The organism is Rhodanobacter sp. UC4448_H15, assembly GCF_052978265.1.
Window position 1 is genome coordinate 2652521 of record NZ_CM129665.1, and the last position, 15499, is coordinate 2668019.

Annotated in this window: 13 protein-coding genes; 3 read left to right on the plus strand and 10 right to left on the minus strand. The window is 68.7% G+C overall.

Going from position 1 to position 15499, the window contains the following annotated elements; all coding sequences use genetic code 11:
* Positions 1–52: 52 nt before the first annotated feature.
* From ACVCMI_RS12140 to ACVCMI_RS12150, 3 genes are all read right to left on the minus strand, one after another.
* A complete protein-coding gene (locus tag ACVCMI_RS12140) occupies positions 53–823 on the minus strand; it encodes a dimethylarginine dimethylaminohydrolase family protein (RefSeq protein WP_447098660.1) in 771 nt (256 codons plus the stop codon).
* 29 nt (positions 824–852) lie between these two features.
* Positions 853–1041, minus strand: a complete 189-nt coding sequence (locus ACVCMI_RS12145) for an oxidoreductase-like domain-containing protein (protein ID WP_447098659.1) — start codon at positions 1039–1041, stop codon at positions 853–855.
* A 106-nt stretch (positions 1042–1147) separates the two neighbouring features.
* Positions 1148–1921, minus strand: coding sequence for a class I SAM-dependent methyltransferase (locus tag ACVCMI_RS12150; RefSeq protein ID WP_447098658.1), 774 nt, complete (start codon positions 1919–1921; stop codon positions 1148–1150).
* A gap of 166 nt (positions 1922–2087) precedes the next feature.
* Here ACVCMI_RS12150 and ACVCMI_RS12155 point away from each other — a divergent pair, with 166 nt between their 5' ends.
* From ACVCMI_RS12155 to ACVCMI_RS12165, 3 genes are all read left to right on the plus strand, one after another.
* Complete coding sequence (locus ACVCMI_RS12155) at positions 2088–3527, plus strand: hypothetical protein (protein WP_447098657.1); 1440 nt, start codon at positions 2088–2090, stop codon at positions 3525–3527.
* Between the two features lie 4 nt (positions 3528–3531).
* The gene (locus ACVCMI_RS12160; protein ID WP_447098656.1) at positions 3532–5838 is read left to right on the plus strand and encodes a transferrin receptor-like dimerization domain-containing protein; all 2307 of its coding nucleotides are present in this window, start codon (positions 3532–3534) and stop codon (positions 5836–5838) included.
* 79 nt (positions 5839–5917) lie between these two features.
* Complete coding sequence (locus tag ACVCMI_RS12165; protein ID WP_447098655.1) at positions 5918–6961, plus strand: tellurite resistance/C4-dicarboxylate transporter family protein; 1044 nt, start codon at positions 5918–5920, stop codon at positions 6959–6961.
* Positions 6962–6979: 18 nt separating this feature from the next.
* Here ACVCMI_RS12165 and ACVCMI_RS12170 read toward each other — a convergent pair whose 3' ends face one another.
* The 7 genes from ACVCMI_RS12170 to ACVCMI_RS12200 form a co-directional block, all read right to left on the minus strand.
* Positions 6980–8242 carry a glutamate-5-semialdehyde dehydrogenase gene (locus ACVCMI_RS12170; protein WP_447098654.1) on the minus strand — a complete coding sequence of 421 codons (1263 nt, stop codon included), beginning with the start codon at positions 8240–8242 and terminating at the stop codon, positions 6980–6982.
* A complete protein-coding gene (gene proB, locus ACVCMI_RS12175) occupies positions 8239–9426 on the minus strand; it encodes a glutamate 5-kinase (protein WP_447098653.1) in 1188 nt (395 codons plus the stop codon). The genes ACVCMI_RS12170 and proB overlap by 4 nt, the downstream gene beginning before the upstream one ends.
* 15 nt (positions 9427–9441) lie before the next feature.
* A complete protein-coding gene (gene argH / locus ACVCMI_RS12180) occupies positions 9442–10737 on the minus strand; it encodes an argininosuccinate lyase (protein WP_447098652.1) in 1296 nt (431 codons plus the stop codon).
* Positions 10738–10845: 108 nt separating this feature from the next.
* A complete protein-coding gene (gene argC / locus ACVCMI_RS12185; RefSeq protein WP_447098651.1) occupies positions 10846–11808 on the minus strand; it encodes an N-acetyl-gamma-glutamyl-phosphate reductase in 963 nt (320 codons plus the stop codon).
* A 3-nt stretch (positions 11809–11811) separates the two neighbouring features.
* Positions 11812–13131, minus strand: a complete 1320-nt coding sequence (locus ACVCMI_RS12190) for an acetylglutamate kinase (protein WP_447098650.1) — start codon at positions 13129–13131, stop codon at positions 11812–11814.
* Between the two features lie 16 nt (positions 13132–13147).
* Positions 13148–14281, minus strand: a complete 1134-nt coding sequence (locus ACVCMI_RS12195; protein ID WP_447098649.1) for an acetylornithine deacetylase — start codon at positions 14279–14281, stop codon at positions 13148–13150.
* Positions 14278–15471 carry an argininosuccinate synthase gene (locus ACVCMI_RS12200; RefSeq protein WP_447098648.1) on the minus strand — a complete coding sequence of 398 codons (1194 nt, stop codon included), beginning with the start codon at positions 15469–15471 and terminating at the stop codon, positions 14278–14280. Before ACVCMI_RS12200 ends, ACVCMI_RS12195 begins: the two co-directional genes overlap by 4 nt.
* Positions 15472–15499: the final 28 nt, after the last annotated feature.

Consider the following 15499-nt stretch of genomic DNA (forward strand, 5'->3'; position numbering starts at 1 on the left):
CGCCGCAGCCGCCGACGGAAGCCCGACTCAGGGGTGCGAAACAGCGATGCGCTCACGTCACCGAACGAAATACCAGGCTGCAACAGGTCACCGCACCTTCGGCTTTTTGCAGTTCGGACACGTCGACGGTCGTCACCTGAAAGCCGGCATCGAGCAGCCGTTGTCGTGTGCGGGGGAAGCTGGTCGGCATGATCAGCTCATCGCCGATGCGCAAGACGTTGGCGGCATGCGCTTCGGCGGGATCGACCTCGATGATGTGGAATGCGGCGAAGTATTCGCGATCCACCCAAGCCGGCTGCAGCACCACGCTGTCATCGGACAAGGCGGTGACCGCCGATTTCAGATGCAGGCAGTCGCGCGTGGGCACGCCTTCGACGACATAGCCGAACGGGGCGAGCCGGTTGCGCAACTGGCCCAGTCCATCCGGATTGCTGCGGACGGATTGGCCGACATAAAGCGTGCGGCCGATGCGCAGCACATCGCCGCCGTCCAGGGTGGCCGGGGCCTCGATCGCCTGCAAAGGCCGGTATCGACGCAACGGGTCGGCCACAGTGGCGACTTCGGCGCGCCGTGACATGGCGCCGGGCCGTGTCAGCACGGCCAACTCGTCCAGCACGATCGCCACATCCTCGACGAACACCGAATCGGGCAGTTCGACTTCGGCCGGCAGAACCAGCACGTCACAGCCGGCGCGTTCCAGCGCACGCAGATAGTTGCCGTGCTGGATGCGTGCGAGCTCCAGGTCGATCGGCACACGCGCGAGGTGCGACAGCTCGCAACGGGCGATGGAAGGGCTGACGGCGCGGGTGATGGCGTTCCACATGGATGGCTACCGAAAGGTTGGCAACGGGCTCATTTCCCCGGATGCCGTGCACGCCACGCCGCCAGTGCCTGTTCGTAGCGCTCCAGTTTTTCGTCGTGGATGTCGTAGACGCAACGCACGCAACCCTCACCGCAGCAGTCGGCGGCGTCGGGCTCAGGCGGGCGCTGTGGCGGGGGATCGGCGGCGACAGCGTCCGGAGTTGGCTCGCCAGCGATCACGGCCTGCTTCCCGGGGCACGCTGGCGGGAATCCCTGCTCGCCAGCAGCAATACCATCGGCACGGGCGCAAGCTGGACGCGCTGCATGTCGTACCCTTCGACCACGCCTACTTCGCCGGCTTGCGGAACCGATAGATGAACTGGTCGGTGTGGCCGCGTATCGACTTGTCGAACACCTTGGTGGCATGCGTGTCGGCCGGGTTGCGCAGGGCATTGCTTTCGCCGTCGAAGACGAAGCCGGCGGCCTCGACTTCGCGCTTGACGACCTCCGGGTCGATGCGATGCAGAGTGTCGGTATCGGCCAGGCCGGAGCCGGCGGGGGCGACGTGGTCGATCACCACGAACAGGCCGCCGGGCTTGAGCGCGTCGTAGACCTGCTTGTCGAAGCTGGCCATGTCGACCGGGCCCATGAACGGGTCGTGGTAGTCGTGGTAGTTCTGCGAGGTGAATACCAGGTCCACCGGCACCGGCACGCTCAGCTTGGCCGCCGGCTGCTGCAGCAGGCTCACGTTGGCGTAGTGCGGCGTGGCCGCCAGCTTCTGCCAGTTGGCCAGGCTCTTGGCGGAGTACTTGCCCATCTCGTCCGGCCAGACGGTATAGACGTGGCCCGTGGGCCCGACGATGGCGCTGAACGCCCGCGTCCAGTAGCCACTGCCTGGCACCAGTTCGAGCACGTTCTGGCCGGGCTTGACCTCGGCGAAGGTCATGACAAGCGCCAGCTTGCGGCGCGCATCCTCGTGGCGGTCCGCCGCGCGCGCCGGATCGTCGACGCCTTTCTGCACGGCAGCGGTGATCGCGCCGCTGTGCAGGTCGGCAACCTGGGCGGTCGCCACGGCGGGGAACGGAAGGGTCAGCAGGAGGGCAAGCATGGCATGGCGCATGGCGTACTCCATCGGCAGGCGGGGTTCCCGATTGTGCTCCGCTTTGAGCGTGATGACACTGTGTCGACAGGCACAGGCATGCGATGGTGCTTGCGGTAACGTGCACGGGTTGCGGTTCCACCGCCGCGGGATGGCCACGCAAACCCACCGACTCACGGGAGGTTCCATGCGCTGTACCAGCATTCTGTTCGCCGCCGCCTGCGCCGCGATCGCCGGCCTGCCCGGCTCCGGCCATGCGCAATCGCCGGCGCACTGGCAGGCCAGGCAACTCAAGGCGTCGCAGGAATCCGAGGCGATCATGCGCGACGCCGACAAGCGCAACGGCCTGCTGGCCCAGTTCCAGGTGATGCGCTACGCCTCCGTCGGCAACAACGACCCTGCTTTCCAGGTCATTTTCAGCCAGTACCTGAGCTGGTATCAGACCTTCATCGGCGATTACCCGGACGCGGCGACCAGCTTCTCGATCAGGCAGGGAGCGTTGCCCGACGACCGCCCCTTGCCGTTGGACGACGGGGTCCACCACGCCGAGTCTGCCCTGACGGCGATCGCGCGGCTGGCGAAAGGGCGCCGGGCGGTGTTCTTCAACGAGGCGCACAACATCCCGCTCACCCGCAGCCTGACGGTGCAGATGCTGGCGCGACTGCGCGCCGAGGGTTACGACTATTTCGCGGCCGAGACGGTCTACCAGACCGACAAGGGGCTGCAGGCGCGGGGATACCCGACCAAGGACAGCGGCTTCTACACGCAGGAACCGGTCTGCGCGGAAATGGTGCGCACCGCGTTGCGGCTCGGCTACAAGGTGGTCGGCTACGAGGCGCTGTCCGATGCCTCCGGCGACGCACGCGAAGCGGAGCAGGCGCGCAACCTGTACCGGCAGGTGTTCAAGGACCATCCCGACGCGCGCGTGGTGGTCAACGCCGGCTACGCGCACATCCAGGAATCCGGCGCCTACCTGGGCGGCGCCTCGATGGCCCAGCACCTGCGCCGGCTGATCGACATCGACCCGCTCACCGTCGAGCAGACCATGCTGTACGACCACCCCGATGTCGGCGGCAATCATCCGTACTACGAGCCGGTCATGAAGAAGTTGCAACCGACCGGCCCCATCGTGTTCGTGGACGACGCCGGCAAACCGTGGTCGTTGCGGCCGGGCTACGACCTCAGCGTGTGGTTCCCGCCGACATCCATGCGTCGCGGCCGCCCGACCTGGCTCAGCCTGGGCGGCGAACGCAAGCCGTATTACGTGGATGGCGAACGCTGCAACCAGCATTTTCCCTGCATGGTGGAGGCGCGTTACGCCAGCGAAGGCAACGATGCCATCCCGGCCGATCGCGTGGTGCTCGATCCGGTGCCGCTCAACGCCGTGCCCAGCGACCGCGTGCGCAGCGGCGGCGCGGCGCCCGCCAGCGAGCTCTACCTGCGGCCCGGCAAGTACCGCGTGGTCTACAGCGGCGAGAACAACGCCACGCTGTTTTCACAGAACGTCACGATCAGGGACCGCAACCCGCGGCCACCGCCCTCCCAGCCCCCGGCAGCCACTGCCGGGCCCGTGTCCACGCCGGTTCGCGGCGACGTGGCGCAACCCTCCGTCGACCAGGGGAACTGATTCCATGACCCACCACAGAATGCGCGTACTGCTTGCCACGGCGTGTGCGCTTGCGACCTTCGCCGCCGTCGGAGCGGAACCCGCCGCCCCATCGCAAGCCGGCCTGCTCGGCTTCACGCCCGCGCATGCCACCACCCAACTCGACCTGGAACGACGTTTCGACGCCCAGCTCGACCCGGCCGAGCTGCGCGACTGGTTGAAGCAGATGGCATCGGCGCCGAACCAGGTCGGCTCGCCGCACGACAAGGCGAATGCCGAGTTCATGCTGGAGAAGTTCCGCGCCTGGGGCTGGGATGCGCACATCGAGACGTTCGAGGTGTTGTATCCGACGCCGAAGAAAGTCGCGCTGGAACTGCTCGGGCCGCAGCCGTTCACCGCCACCCTGCACGAGCCGCCGGTCGCCGGCGATGCCACTTCGGCGCTGCCCGGCGCGCTGCCGCCATACAACGTCTACGGCGGCGACGGCGATGTCACCGCACCACTGGTCTACGCCAACTACGGCATGCCGGACGACTACAAGGAGCTGGTGCGCCGCGGCATCGACGTGCGCGGCAAGATCGTTATCACCCGCTACGGCGGCGGCTGGCGCGGGCTCAAGCCGAAGCTGGCGCAGGAGCATGGCGCGGTCGGCTGCCTGATCTACTCCGACCCGCACGATGACGGCTACGCCCAGGGCGACACCTGGCCCGAAGGCGGCTGGCGCCCGCCCGAAGGCGTGCAGCGCGGCTCGGTCGCCGACATGCAGCAATATCCCGGCGATCCGCTGACCCCCGGCATCGGCTCCACGCCCGGCGCCAAGCGGCTGGCGATCAAGGACGCGAAGACCCTGCTGAAGATTCCGGTGCTGCCGATCTCCTACGCCGACGCCACGCCGCTGCTGAAGTCGCTGGGCGGCCCGGTGGCACCCGCAGCCTGGCGCGGCGCACTGCCGCTGACCTACCACGTGGGCCCGAGCACGGCCAAGGCGCACCTGACCGTGCTGTCGGACTGGAACCGCAAGCCGATCTACGACGTGATCGCGAAGATCGAGGGCGCCCGCGCGCCGGACCAGTGGATCATCCGCGGCAACCACCACGACGGCTGGGTGTTCGGCGCATGGGACCCGCTGGCCGGCAACGTAGCCCTGATGGCCGAGGCCAAGGCCATCGGCGGCCTGCTCAAGCAGGGTTGGCGGCCGCAGCGCACCCTGGTCTACGCCAGCTGGGACGGCGAGGAACCGGGCCTGCTCGGTTCCACCGAATGGGCCGAGGCGCACGCGAAGGAGCTGCAGGCCAAGGCCGTGCTCTACATCAACTCGGATACCAACGGCCGCGGCTTCCTCGGCGCCGGCGGCAGCCATTCGCTGCAGCATCTGGTCAACCAGGTCGCCGACGGCGTGACCGATCCGGAAACCCGCGTGAGCGTGGGCAAGCGCTGGCGGGCGCACCTGATGATCGAAGGCAGCGATCCCAAGGCGAAACCCGAAGCCAAGGCCAATGCCAAGGCGGCAGCCAGCGGCGGCGATTTGCCGATCGAGGCACTGGGCTCCGGCTCCGATTACAGCCCGTTCCTGGAACATCTCGGCATCGCCTCGCTCGACCTGGGCTTCGGCGGCGAGGACGACAATGCCGGCATCTATCACTCGCGCTACGACTCGTTCGACCATTACGCCCGCTTCGGCGATCCCACCTTCGAGTACGGCGTGGCGCTGGCCAAGGTGGCCGGCCACATCGTGTTGCGCAGCGCCGATGCCGATGTGCTGCCGCTGCGCTTCGGCGATTTCAGCCAGACCCTGGGCCGCTACGTCGGCGAACTGCACAAGCTGATCGAGAAGACGCGCAAGGCAACGGCGCAACAGCACCAGTTGCTCGACGCGCATGCCTACGCGCTGGACAGCGACCCGACCCGGCCGCTGCTGCCGCCGGCGCGCGACTCCGATGTGCCGGCGATCGAGCTGGCCCCGCTGGACCGCGCCGCCAGCCAGCTGGAGCAGAGCGCGCAGGCGTTCCAGGCCGCCTACGCGCGGCAGGCCGCCGACGGCTTTGCCCTGCCCGCCGCGCGGCTGCGCCAGATCAACCGGCAGATGGGCCGGATGGAACAGGCGCTGACCGATGCCGACGGCCTGCCCGGCCGGCCGTGGTTCCGGCACTTCATCTACGCCCCAGGCATGCTCACCGGCTACGGCGTCAAGACGGTTCCCGGCGTGCGTGAGGCGATCGAGGCACGGCGCTGGGACGAGGCGAACCGCTATGCAACGATCACTGCGCAGGTGCTTGACCACTACCGCGCCCAACTCGACCAGCTGACCCGTTTGCTGACCCCGTCGAGCTGACCGGCGCAAACCACGGCGAATCCAAGGATGGATCGCCCGCCGGCCGTCACCCGGACGGCCGCTCGCCGGAGCCAGGACGATGATGCCGAGCCGCACCCTTCCATCGAGCATCCGCAAGCTGGACCCCGGCGCGTTCGCGCTGGTGATGGCCACCGGCATCGTCTCCATCGATGCCGGCCAGCACGGCATGCCCGTGCTGGCACGTGCGCTGTTCGTGCTGAACGCGGTGGCCTTCGTGCTGCTGCTGGCGCTGAACGCGCTGCGCCTCGTGCATGCCCGGCGCGAGGTGCTGGACGACTTCACCAACCCGGCGCGGGGCGCGGGCTTTCTCACCTTCGTCGCGGCCAGCGGTGTGCTGGCCAGCCAGTGCGTGCTGGTGGTTCCGCTGCCGCATTGGGCCGTCGCGTTGACCGTGCTCGGCGCGGTCGGCTGGGGCTGCCTGTCGTACTTGCTGCTGCTCGCCGTGATCACCGGCCAGCGCAAGCCCGGCTTCCGGCGCAGCATCAATGGCGGCTGGCTGGTGGCGGTGGTGTCGACGCAGGCGCTGGCAGTGGCGCTCACCCTGCTGGTGGCGCACGGTCATGCGGCGCCCATGCTCGGCTGGCTGTTCGCCGCGCTGTGCCTGTACCTGGTCGGTGCGGCGCTGTACCTGATCCTGATCACGCTGATCTTCTACCGCCTGCTGTTCCTGCCGCTGCCGGCCAGCGGCTTCACGCCGCCGTACTGGATCAACATGGGCGCGCTGGCGATCACCACGCTGGCCGGCAGCCTGCTGGTGCTGCATGCGCCGGCGCAACCGTCGCTCGGTGCGCTGGTGCCCTTCGTCAAGGGCTTCACCCTGTTCTTCTGGGCCAGCGCCACCTGGTGGATTCCGCTGCTGGCGATCCTCGAGCTGTGGCGCCACGGCATGCGCCACGTGCGCCTGCGCTACGCGGTGGACGACTGGGACATCGTGTTTCCGCTGGGCATGTACACGGTCGGCACGAATGCGCTGGCACAGGCACTGGACCTGGATCTGCTGCAGCCGGTGTCCGACCTCGGCGTCTACATCAGCCTGCTGGCCTGGCTGCTGGTGGCGGCCGGTGCACTGCGGCACTGGCGGCGCGCCTTCGTGCGGGGCTGAGGCGCACGATGCGCGCCTTCACCGGCGGCTTTCGGCGTGCCGCACCTGGCCGTCGCCGCGCAGCACGAAGCGTTCGATGGTCAGCGCCTCGGCGCCCATCGGCCCGTAGGCGTGTAGCCGCGTGGTGGAGATGCCGATCTCGGCGCCGAGGCCGAGTTCACCGCCGTCGCTGAAACGGGAGGAGGCGTTGACCATCACCACGGCGGAACGGATCGCCTGCACGAAGCGTTGCGCGGCGGTTTCGTCGGCGGTGGCGATGACTTCGGTGTGGTCGGAGCCGTAGCGGCGGATGTGGGCGATGGCGTCGTCGAGGTCGTCCACCACGCGCACGGCGAGGATCAGGTCGAGGAACTCGGCGGCGTAGTCGTCGTCGGTCGCCGCGCGCATGTCGGGCACCAGGGCGCGGCTGCGCTCGTCGCCGCGCAGCTCGACGCCGCGCTCGCACAGTGCCTGCGTTGCGCGTGGCAAGAACGCTTCGGCGACGTCGCGATGCACCAGCAACGTCTCCAGCGCGTTGCACACGCCGGGGCGCGAGGTCTTGCCGTCGAGCAGCAGGTCCAACGCCAGGTCGAGGTCGGCGGCGCGATCCACGTACAGGTGACAGACGCCCTTGTAGTGCTTGATCACCGGCACGCGCGCGTGTTCGGCGACGAAACGGATCAGGCCTTCGCCGCCGCGCGGGATGGCCAGGTCGACGATGTCGACCAGCTGCAGCAGTTCGACCATCGTCTCGCGGCGCAGGTCGTCGACGAGGGTCACGGCGGCGGTCGGCACGCCGTGCGCCTCCAGTGCCGACTTCAGCGCCGCGGCGATCGCGGTGTTGGAATGGATCGCCTCGGAGCCGCCGCGCAGGATCACCGCGTTGCCGGCCATCAGGCACAGCGCGGCGGCGTCGGCGGTGACGTTCGGACGCGCCTCGTAGATCATCGCGATCACGCCGAGCGGGATGCGCACGCGCTCCACCGACAGCCCGTTCGGCCGTGTCTCGCGGCGCGTCGTCACGCCGACCGGATCGGGCAGCTCGGCGACGTCGCGCAGCGCGTTGGCGATGCCGGCCACGCGTGCCTGGTCCAGCCGCAGGCGGTCGAGCATGGCGCCCTGCACGCCTTTCGCCGCGGTCTGGCGCATGTCTTCGGCGTTGGCGGCCAGCACCGCGGCGGACTGCGCTTCCAGCGCCGCAGCCATGTCGCGCAGCAGCGCGCGCTTCGCCTCGCTGCCCAGCGCCGCAACGACTTGGGCGGCGTCACGGCAAGCCAGGGCCTGTTCGCGGATCGTGCTCATGTGCTGATCTCCTGCCCGGACGCAACCGGGCGACTCATGCCGACGAGGTCGTCGCGATGCACCACCTCGTCGCCGTAGCTGTAGCCGAGCACGCCGTCGATCTCGCGGCTGTGCCGGCCGGCCAGACGGCGCACTTCGGCGGCGCCGTACTGGCTGAGTCCGCGCGCGACGGCGGCACCGTCCGCGTCGACGATCTCCACCAGGTCGCCGCGGTGGAACTCGCCGTCGGCGCCAAGCACGCCACCCGGCAGCAGCGAGACGCGCCCGCCGGCCAGCGCCTTCACCGCACCGGCGTCGATACGGATGCGGCCCGGCGCGGCGGGTGCGTGGCGCAGCCAGTACTTGCGCGCCTGCAGTCGCGTTGAAGCCGCGGCGATCAGCGTGCCGCGCAACTGCCCGCGCTGCAGTGCCTGCACGGTGGCCGCCTCGCGCCCGCTGAACAAGGCCGTGGGGATGCCGGCGGCGGCAGCTTTCGCCGCGGCCTGCAGCTTGGTGCGCATGCCGCCGGTGCCGGCCGCGCTGCCGCTGTCGCCGGCCATCGCGACGATCTCCGGGGTCAGCGCGGCCACCTGCGCGATCGGCACGGCCGCGGGATCGCGCCGCGGGTCGGCGCTGTACAGCGCATCGACGTCGGAGGCGATCAGCAGCAGGTCGGCGTCGACCAGCGCGGCCACGATGGCGGCAAGGTTGTCGTTGTCGCCGAGCTTCAGTTCATCCACCGACACGGTGTCGTTCTCGTTGACCACCGGCAGCACGCCGAGCTGCAGCAACTCGCGCAACGTGGCGCGCGCGTTGAGGTAGCGGCGGCGGTTGCGCAGGTCGTCGTGGGTCAGCAGCACCTGCGCCACCGGCCGCGCGGACAGCGATTGCCACAGCGCGACCATCGGCGCCTGCCCCAGCGCGGCCAGCGCCTGCCGCGCGGCGAGGCCGCCGATGTCGCGCGCATGCTGGCGCAGCAGCGCGCGCCCGGCCGCCACCGCGCCGGAGGACACCAGTACCACTTCTCGGCCTTCGGCATGGCTGGCGGCAACGAAACCGGCCAGCGCTTCGGCATGACGCGGGGTGAGGCCGCCGCCGTCGGCGGCAAGCAGGTTGCTGCCCACTTTCAGCACGGCGCGGCGCCAGGAGGGCAATGCCTGCGCGGGCAGGCCGGTGTGCGTGTTCCCCGTGTCGATCGCCGCCATGCCCGTGCCTCCGCTTCAGTCGTCGAGCGCACGCAATCGCGCGTGCAGTTCATCCAGTCGCAGGTCGTTGCCGGCGCCCGGCGAGACGCGCGCGGCGAGGCTGCCTTCGGGCGTGCGCCCCTGCCCCGCGGATGCCGCGGTTTCCGCCGCCGCGCGATACGCGTCGCGGAACGGCACGCCGGCGGCGGCCTGCTCGATCGCCACGTCGGTGGCGTACATCGCCGGCTCGATCGCCGCGCGCATCGCGGCTTCGTTCCACGCGAACCGCGCCAGCAGGTCGGGTACCAGTTCCAGCGCCATCAGGCCATGGCGCACGCCATGGAAGATCGAGCCCTTGGAGAACTGCAGGTCGCGCTGGTAGCCGGACGGCAGCGACAGCAGCTGTTCGATCTCGGTGCGCGCGGCGGCCACGCTGGCGTAGCTGGCGCGCAGCAGTTCGATCACGTCGGGGTTGCGCTTGTTCGGCATGATCGAGCTGCCGGTGGTGTACTCGGCCGGCAATTTGACGAAGTCGAATTCGGCGGTGGTGAACAGCGACAGGTCCCACGCCATCCTTCGCAGGTCGAGCAGCGCACCGCCGATCGCCTCCAGCGCGGCCATCTCGAACTTGCCGCGCGACAGCTGCGCGTAGATCGGCGATATCTGCATGCGCGCGAAGCCGAGCGCCCGGGTGGTGTACTCGCGATCGAGTTTCATGTTCACGCCGTAGCCGGCGGCGGTGCCGAGCGGGTTCGCGTCGATCAGCGTCATCGTCTGCCGCGCGCGCAGCGCATTGTCGATGAAGCCCTCGGCGAAGCCGGCAAACCACATCGCGGTGGACGACACCACCGCACGCTGCAGGTGGGTGTAGCCGGGCATCGGCACGGCTTCTTGCGACGCGCGCTCAAGGCAGGCCTCGGCGATCGCACGGCAATGCGCCTCCAGCGCGGCCAGCTTGTCCTTCAGCCACAGCCGGGTGGCGACCAGGATCTGGTCGTTGCGGCTGCGCCCGGTGTGCACGCGGCGGCCGGCGTCGCCGAGGCGTTCGGTGAGGCGGGCCTCGATCGCCGAATGGCCGTCCTCGTAGCGCTCGTCCAGCACAAAGGCGCCGCTGGTGAAGTCACCGGCCAGCGCATCCAGTTCGCGCTTCAGCGCGGCGGCTTCGTCGGCGTTGACCACGCCGATGTTGGCCAGCCCTTCCACGTGCGCCTTGCTGGCGGCGATGTCGTGCAGGAAGAACTCGCGGTCCAGCAGCACGTCGTCGCCGGCGAGGAACTGCATGATCTTCGCGTCGATCCGGATGCCGGCTTTTTGCCAGAGGGGTTGGGTCATGGGAGCCAGAAGTGAGTTGAGAGGAGTGAGGAGTGAGAGAGATCAAGAGCAGAGGGGGCGGGAGCGCCGGGAGTGTGAGCTTTTCTCTCACTCCTCACTCCTCTTCCCTCACTCCTGCTCCACTGGAATCGCGGTGTATTCGTCCACGCCGAGCGCGCGGTTGATGTTCTGCATCGCCTGCGTCGCGGCGCCTTTCAGCAGGTTGTCCAGCGTGGCCACGATCACCACGCGCTTGCCGTCGGCCGATACCGCGAAGCCGCCGACCTCGGCATGGTGGCGGTGCGCGATGCGGCTGACCCACGGCGCCTCGTCGGTCACGACGGCCAGCTTCTCGCTGTCGTAGGCGGCATGGAAACGCTGCAGCACGTCATCGCGTTTCAGCGGGCGGGTGAGATACAGGTTGGTGGTGACGGTGAGCCCGCGGAAGTGCGGCGCCACGTGCGGCATGAACTCCACTGGCACGCCGAGCCGGAACGAGGCTTCCTTCTCGTGCATGTGGCCGGTGAGCGCGTACGGCATCAGGTTGTCGCGCAGCTTGCCCGGATCGTTCTTGTCCGACGGCGTGGTACCGGCGCCGGAGTAGCCGGAGACGCCGAAGCACACCGGTGGCGCGGCCAGCAGGTCCTTCAGCGGCGCGATGGAGAGCTGCATGGCTGTGGCGTAACAGCCGGGGTTGCTGATGCGCTTCTCGCCCCGCCACTTGTCGCGGGTGAGTTCCGGCAGGCCGTAGTACCACGACGGATCGAAGCGGTAGTCGGCGGAAAGGTCGAGGATCAACGTGTCCGGCTTCGCCGCGTCGATCGCCTCGACGAACGGCGCCGCCTTGCCGTTCGGCAGCGCCAGGATCACCACGTCGGCGCCCTGCGCCACCACCGCGGCCGGGTCCAGGCTGGCGTAGCGCAGTTCGCCGGCGAAACCGTCGACGTGATCGGCCACTCGCTGGCCGTCCAGCTCACGCGAGGAAACGAAGGCCAGTTGCAGAAGCGGGTGCGCCGCGATCAAGCGGATCAGTTCCATGCCGGTGTGGCCACGCGCGCCGACGATGCCTACCGTTTTCCTGTTCGTGTCCATGACTCAATCCACCAGTGTCGGCCGGCGTTGCGCGCAATGCGCCACGCAGCGGGAAATCGTGTCGAGATTGTCGATGCCGTACCAGAACACCTTCCAGCGCGGCTGTTTGATGCAGCCGTCCGACTCGGCGTAGTAGAAGATGTTGACCTGATTGTGGTGGCGCGAACGCCAGAACAGCCGCGGATTCTCTTCGCGCATCACCTGCCACACCGCGCGGCCGAGACCTTCGCCCTGCGCGTCGTCGAGCACGGCGAACTTGTCGAGATACGGCAAGCCGACCTCCTCGACCAGGATCATGGCGGCACGGTAGTTCTCGCTGACGTAGATGCGGAACGGCCGCGTGCGCTCGAAGTAGTCCGGCACCAGGCGGCGGCCGAAGCTGGACTCGATCAGCGTGCGCATGCGCGCGCGGTCCACGCCGTCCCAGGAGTCGAAGCGCAGCACCTTCTCGCCGCGTCGCACGAGGGTGCCGGAACCCTTGTGGGTGAACAGCTCCTTGGCCAGTTCGGACGGGCGGGTGATCGACACCGACGAGGTCAGCGGCAGGTCGGCCAGCAGGTCGGCGATCTGCTCGATCTTCAGGCGCATGCCACCGTTGATCCAAGGCTGCGCCATCAAGTGATCGAACTCGGTGCTCAGATTGATCGAATCGATCACTTTGCCGTGCTCGTCGAGCAGGCCTCCCGTGCCGGTGAGGAACACGATCTTGTACGGCTGCAGCACGCGCACCAGTTCGTTCGCGGCGAAGTCGGCGTTGACGTTGAGGATCTGCCCTTCGTCGGTTTCGCCCAGGCTGGCGATCACCGGGATGGAGTTCGCGCGCAGGCTGGCCTCGATCGGCGCCAGGTTGATGCTGCGGACCTTGCCGACCAGACCGTAGGTATCGCGGTCCAGGTAGTCGGCCATGAACACGCCCGTCGCCACCGAGGTGGCGCGCGTATCCATCGACTGCAGTGCCTCGACCAGTTTCAGGTTCTGCTGCTGGAACACGCGGCGCACGATGCCGAGCGCCTTGGGCGAGGTCACGCGCAGACCGTCGATGGTGTGCTTCTCGATGCCGGCGGCAGCCAGTTCCTCGTCCAACTGCGGACCGGCGCCGTGCAGCACGATCGGGGTCAACCCCACCTGCTGCAGGAAAGTCAGCGACGAGGCCAGATCGGCCAGCTCGTCGCGCAGCACCGCGCCGCCGACCTTCACCACGGCAAAGCGCTTGGCGTCCACCTCGGAGAAGCGCTTCAGGTACTGTTGGATTTCCTTCGCGCTGCCCATGCTGGAGAGCAGGCGCACGATGGTCTTGCGGGTGTTGTGCCTAGCCGTGTCCATTGTTTGTTCCTTGCGCTCATCCATGATCGCGGGGGTCAAAAACCGGCCGTCCCTGGCCGGACTTCTCAACGATTCGATAAACCGTTTGCGCATAGTGTTCGAGTTGATCCAGCGCGACCCACTCGTCGGCGCTGTGCGCCTGGGCGATGTCGCCGGGGCCGTAGACGAAGGCGGTATAGCCTGCGGCGGAGAACAGCGCCGCTTCGGTCCAGAAGTCCACCGCGTTGCCAACCGGGATGCCCAGCTCGTCGGCCACGTCGCGCGCGACCAGCCGGTTCGCCTCGGCGTTGGCGGTATCGCCGGCCGGCAGCGAGGCGCCACGAAAAGTCTCGGCGAACTCCACCGGCGGCGGTTCCACCAGATTGCGGAATCGGATCAGCAGGTGATCCGGATTCATCGTGGGCAAGGCGCGAAAGCCGAAGCGCACTTCCGCCGTCGGCGCGATCATGTTCGCCTTGATGCCGCCCTCGATGCGGCCAATGTTGAAACGCAGGCCGGTGAGGCCGCCGAAGCGCTCGTGCGACTGCGCCGCCACGAAATCCAGCGCCGCGTTGCCCCAGCGCACGGCTTGGTGCAGCGCGCTGTCGCCCGGCTTCTGCTCGCCCGAGGCATGCCCGGCCTGGCCGGCGAAGCGCATCAGCACCGACTGGATGCCGCGATGCGCCAGCACCGCCTCGCCCTTCGTGGGTTCGGCCACGATCACCGCGTCGTAGGCATGCGGTTCGCGCAGGAAGCCGGCGATGCAGCGCGCGTCGTTCGCCTCCTCGTCGGTGGTGAACAGCAGAGCCAGGTCGCCGTGACTGGCATTCGCCACCGCCAGCAGCGCCGCCGCCGCCCCCTTGATGTCGCACGCGCCCAGGCCGATCGCGCGATCGGCAGTGACCCGCAACGCGTGCGGATCGGCCGTCCACGCCGGCGAGTCCGGCACGGTGTCCAGGTGCACGTTGAACAGGACCTTCGGCTCGCCGCGCACCGCGTGCAGGGCCACCGCGCCGGCACCGAAGTCGTTCACCGTCACGTCGAAGCCGGGCAGCTGCGCGCGCAGGTAGTCGAAGATGCCGCCGGTATCGATCGCGCGCGGCGGGTTGCGCGTGTCGAAACCGACCAGCGCCGCCAGGTGCTTCAGCGTGGCATCGAGCAAGGCGCTCATCCGCGATTGACCTCGGCCCACAGCGTGCTGCTCATGCCGAACAGCTTGATGAAACCCTCGGCCTCCTCCACGCCCCAGTCGGCCGACTGCGCATAGGTGGCGCCCTTGGCGTTGAGGATGTGATTCGACTCCACCGCCACCGCGCCGACGCTGCCGCCGTTCGTCTCCAGCGTCACCGTGCCGTTGACGGTGGACTGGCTGGACGCCAGGAACGCCTCCAGGTCGGTCTTCAGCGGGTCGTGGAAGAAGCCCTCGTAGACCAGCTCCACCCACTTGCGCGCCACTTCCGGCTTGAAGCGGTTCTGCTGCTTGCTGAGCACGGCTTCCTCCAGCGCGCGGTGCGCGGCGAGCAGCGCGGTCAGGCCCGGCGCCTCGAAGATGATGCGGCCCTTCAGGCCGATCGTGGTGTCGCCGGTGTACAGGCCGCGGCCCACGCCGTACTGCGCAAACAGGCCGTTGAGCTTCGCCAGCATGGCGTGCCCTGCAATCGCCTCGCCGTCCAGCGTCACCGCCTCGCCGTTGACGAAGCCGATCTTCACCCGCAGCGGTTTGGACGGCCATTCGGCGCGCGGCTTGCACCAGCCCACCGCGCCGGCGCCGGGCGCCTGCCACCGGTCGATCTCGCCGCCGGACATGGTCAGGCCGAGCAGGTTCTCGTTGATGGTGTACGCCTGCTGCTTGGCGCGCACGCCGAAGCCGCGGTCTTCCAGGTACTTCTGCTCGTAGGCGCGCGTCTGCGTGTGTTCCTTCTGGATCTCGCGGATCGGCGCCACGATCTGGTAGTCGCCCAGCGCCTTCACCGCCAGGTCGAAACGCACCTGGTCGTTGCCCATGCCGGTGCAGCCATGCGCGATCGCCTTCGTGCCCAGTTCGGCGGCGCGCTTCAGCGCGGCCTCGACGATCAGGTAGCGGTCGGACACCAGCAGCGGGTACTGGCCCTGGTAACCCTCGCCCGCCCACACGAACGGCTTGACGAAGCCCGCCCAGATCGCCGGGCCGCCATCGACCGTGACGTGGCTGGCCACGCCCAGCTCCTTCGCGCGGTTCTCGATGAAGGCGCGCTCTTCGGCGTCGACACCACCGGTATCGGCAAACACGGTGTGCACGGCCCAGCCACGCTCCTGCAGGTAAGGCACGCAGAAGCTGGTGTCGAGGCCGCCGGAAAAGGCGAGGACGATGTCTTTGCTCATGGCTTGCAGATCCTGGAAAGAAGGGTGG

Coding starts and splice junctions, on each gene's coding strand:
- ACVCMI_RS12140 (WP_447098660.1), bottom strand. CDS start 823: ATGTGGAACGCCATCACCCGCGCCGTCAGCCCTTCCATCGCCCGTTGC.
- ACVCMI_RS12150 (WP_447098658.1), bottom strand. CDS start 1,921: ATGCGCCATGCCATGCTTGCCCTCCTGCTGACCCTTCCGTTCCCCGCC.
- ACVCMI_RS12155 (WP_447098657.1), top strand. CDS start 2,088: ATGCGCTGTACCAGCATTCTGTTCGCCGCCGCCTGCGCCGCGATCGCC.
- ACVCMI_RS12160 (WP_447098656.1), top strand. CDS start 3,532: ATGACCCACCACAGAATGCGCGTACTGCTTGCCACGGCGTGTGCGCTT.
- ACVCMI_RS12165 (WP_447098655.1), top strand. CDS start 5,918: ATGATGCCGAGCCGCACCCTTCCATCGAGCATCCGCAAGCTGGACCCC.
- ACVCMI_RS12170 (WP_447098654.1), bottom strand. CDS start 8,242: ATGAGCACGATCCGCGAACAGGCCCTGGCTTGCCGTGACGCCGCCCAA.
- proB (WP_447098653.1), bottom strand. CDS start 9,426: ATGGCGGCGATCGACACGGGGAACACGCACACCGGCCTGCCCGCGCAG.
- argH (WP_447098652.1), bottom strand. CDS start 10,737: ATGACCCAACCCCTCTGGCAAAAAGCCGGCATCCGGATCGACGCGAAG.
- argC (WP_447098651.1), bottom strand. CDS start 11,808: ATGGACACGAACAGGAAAACGGTAGGCATCGTCGGCGCGCGTGGCCAC.
- ACVCMI_RS12190 (WP_447098650.1), bottom strand. CDS start 13,131: ATGGACACGGCTAGGCACAACACCCGCAAGACCATCGTGCGCCTGCTC.
- ACVCMI_RS12195 (WP_447098649.1), bottom strand. CDS start 14,281: ATGAGCGCCTTGCTCGATGCCACGCTGAAGCACCTGGCGGCGCTGGTC.
- ACVCMI_RS12200 (WP_447098648.1), bottom strand. CDS start 15,471: ATGAGCAAAGACATCGTCCTCGCCTTTTCCGGCGGCCTCGACACCAGC.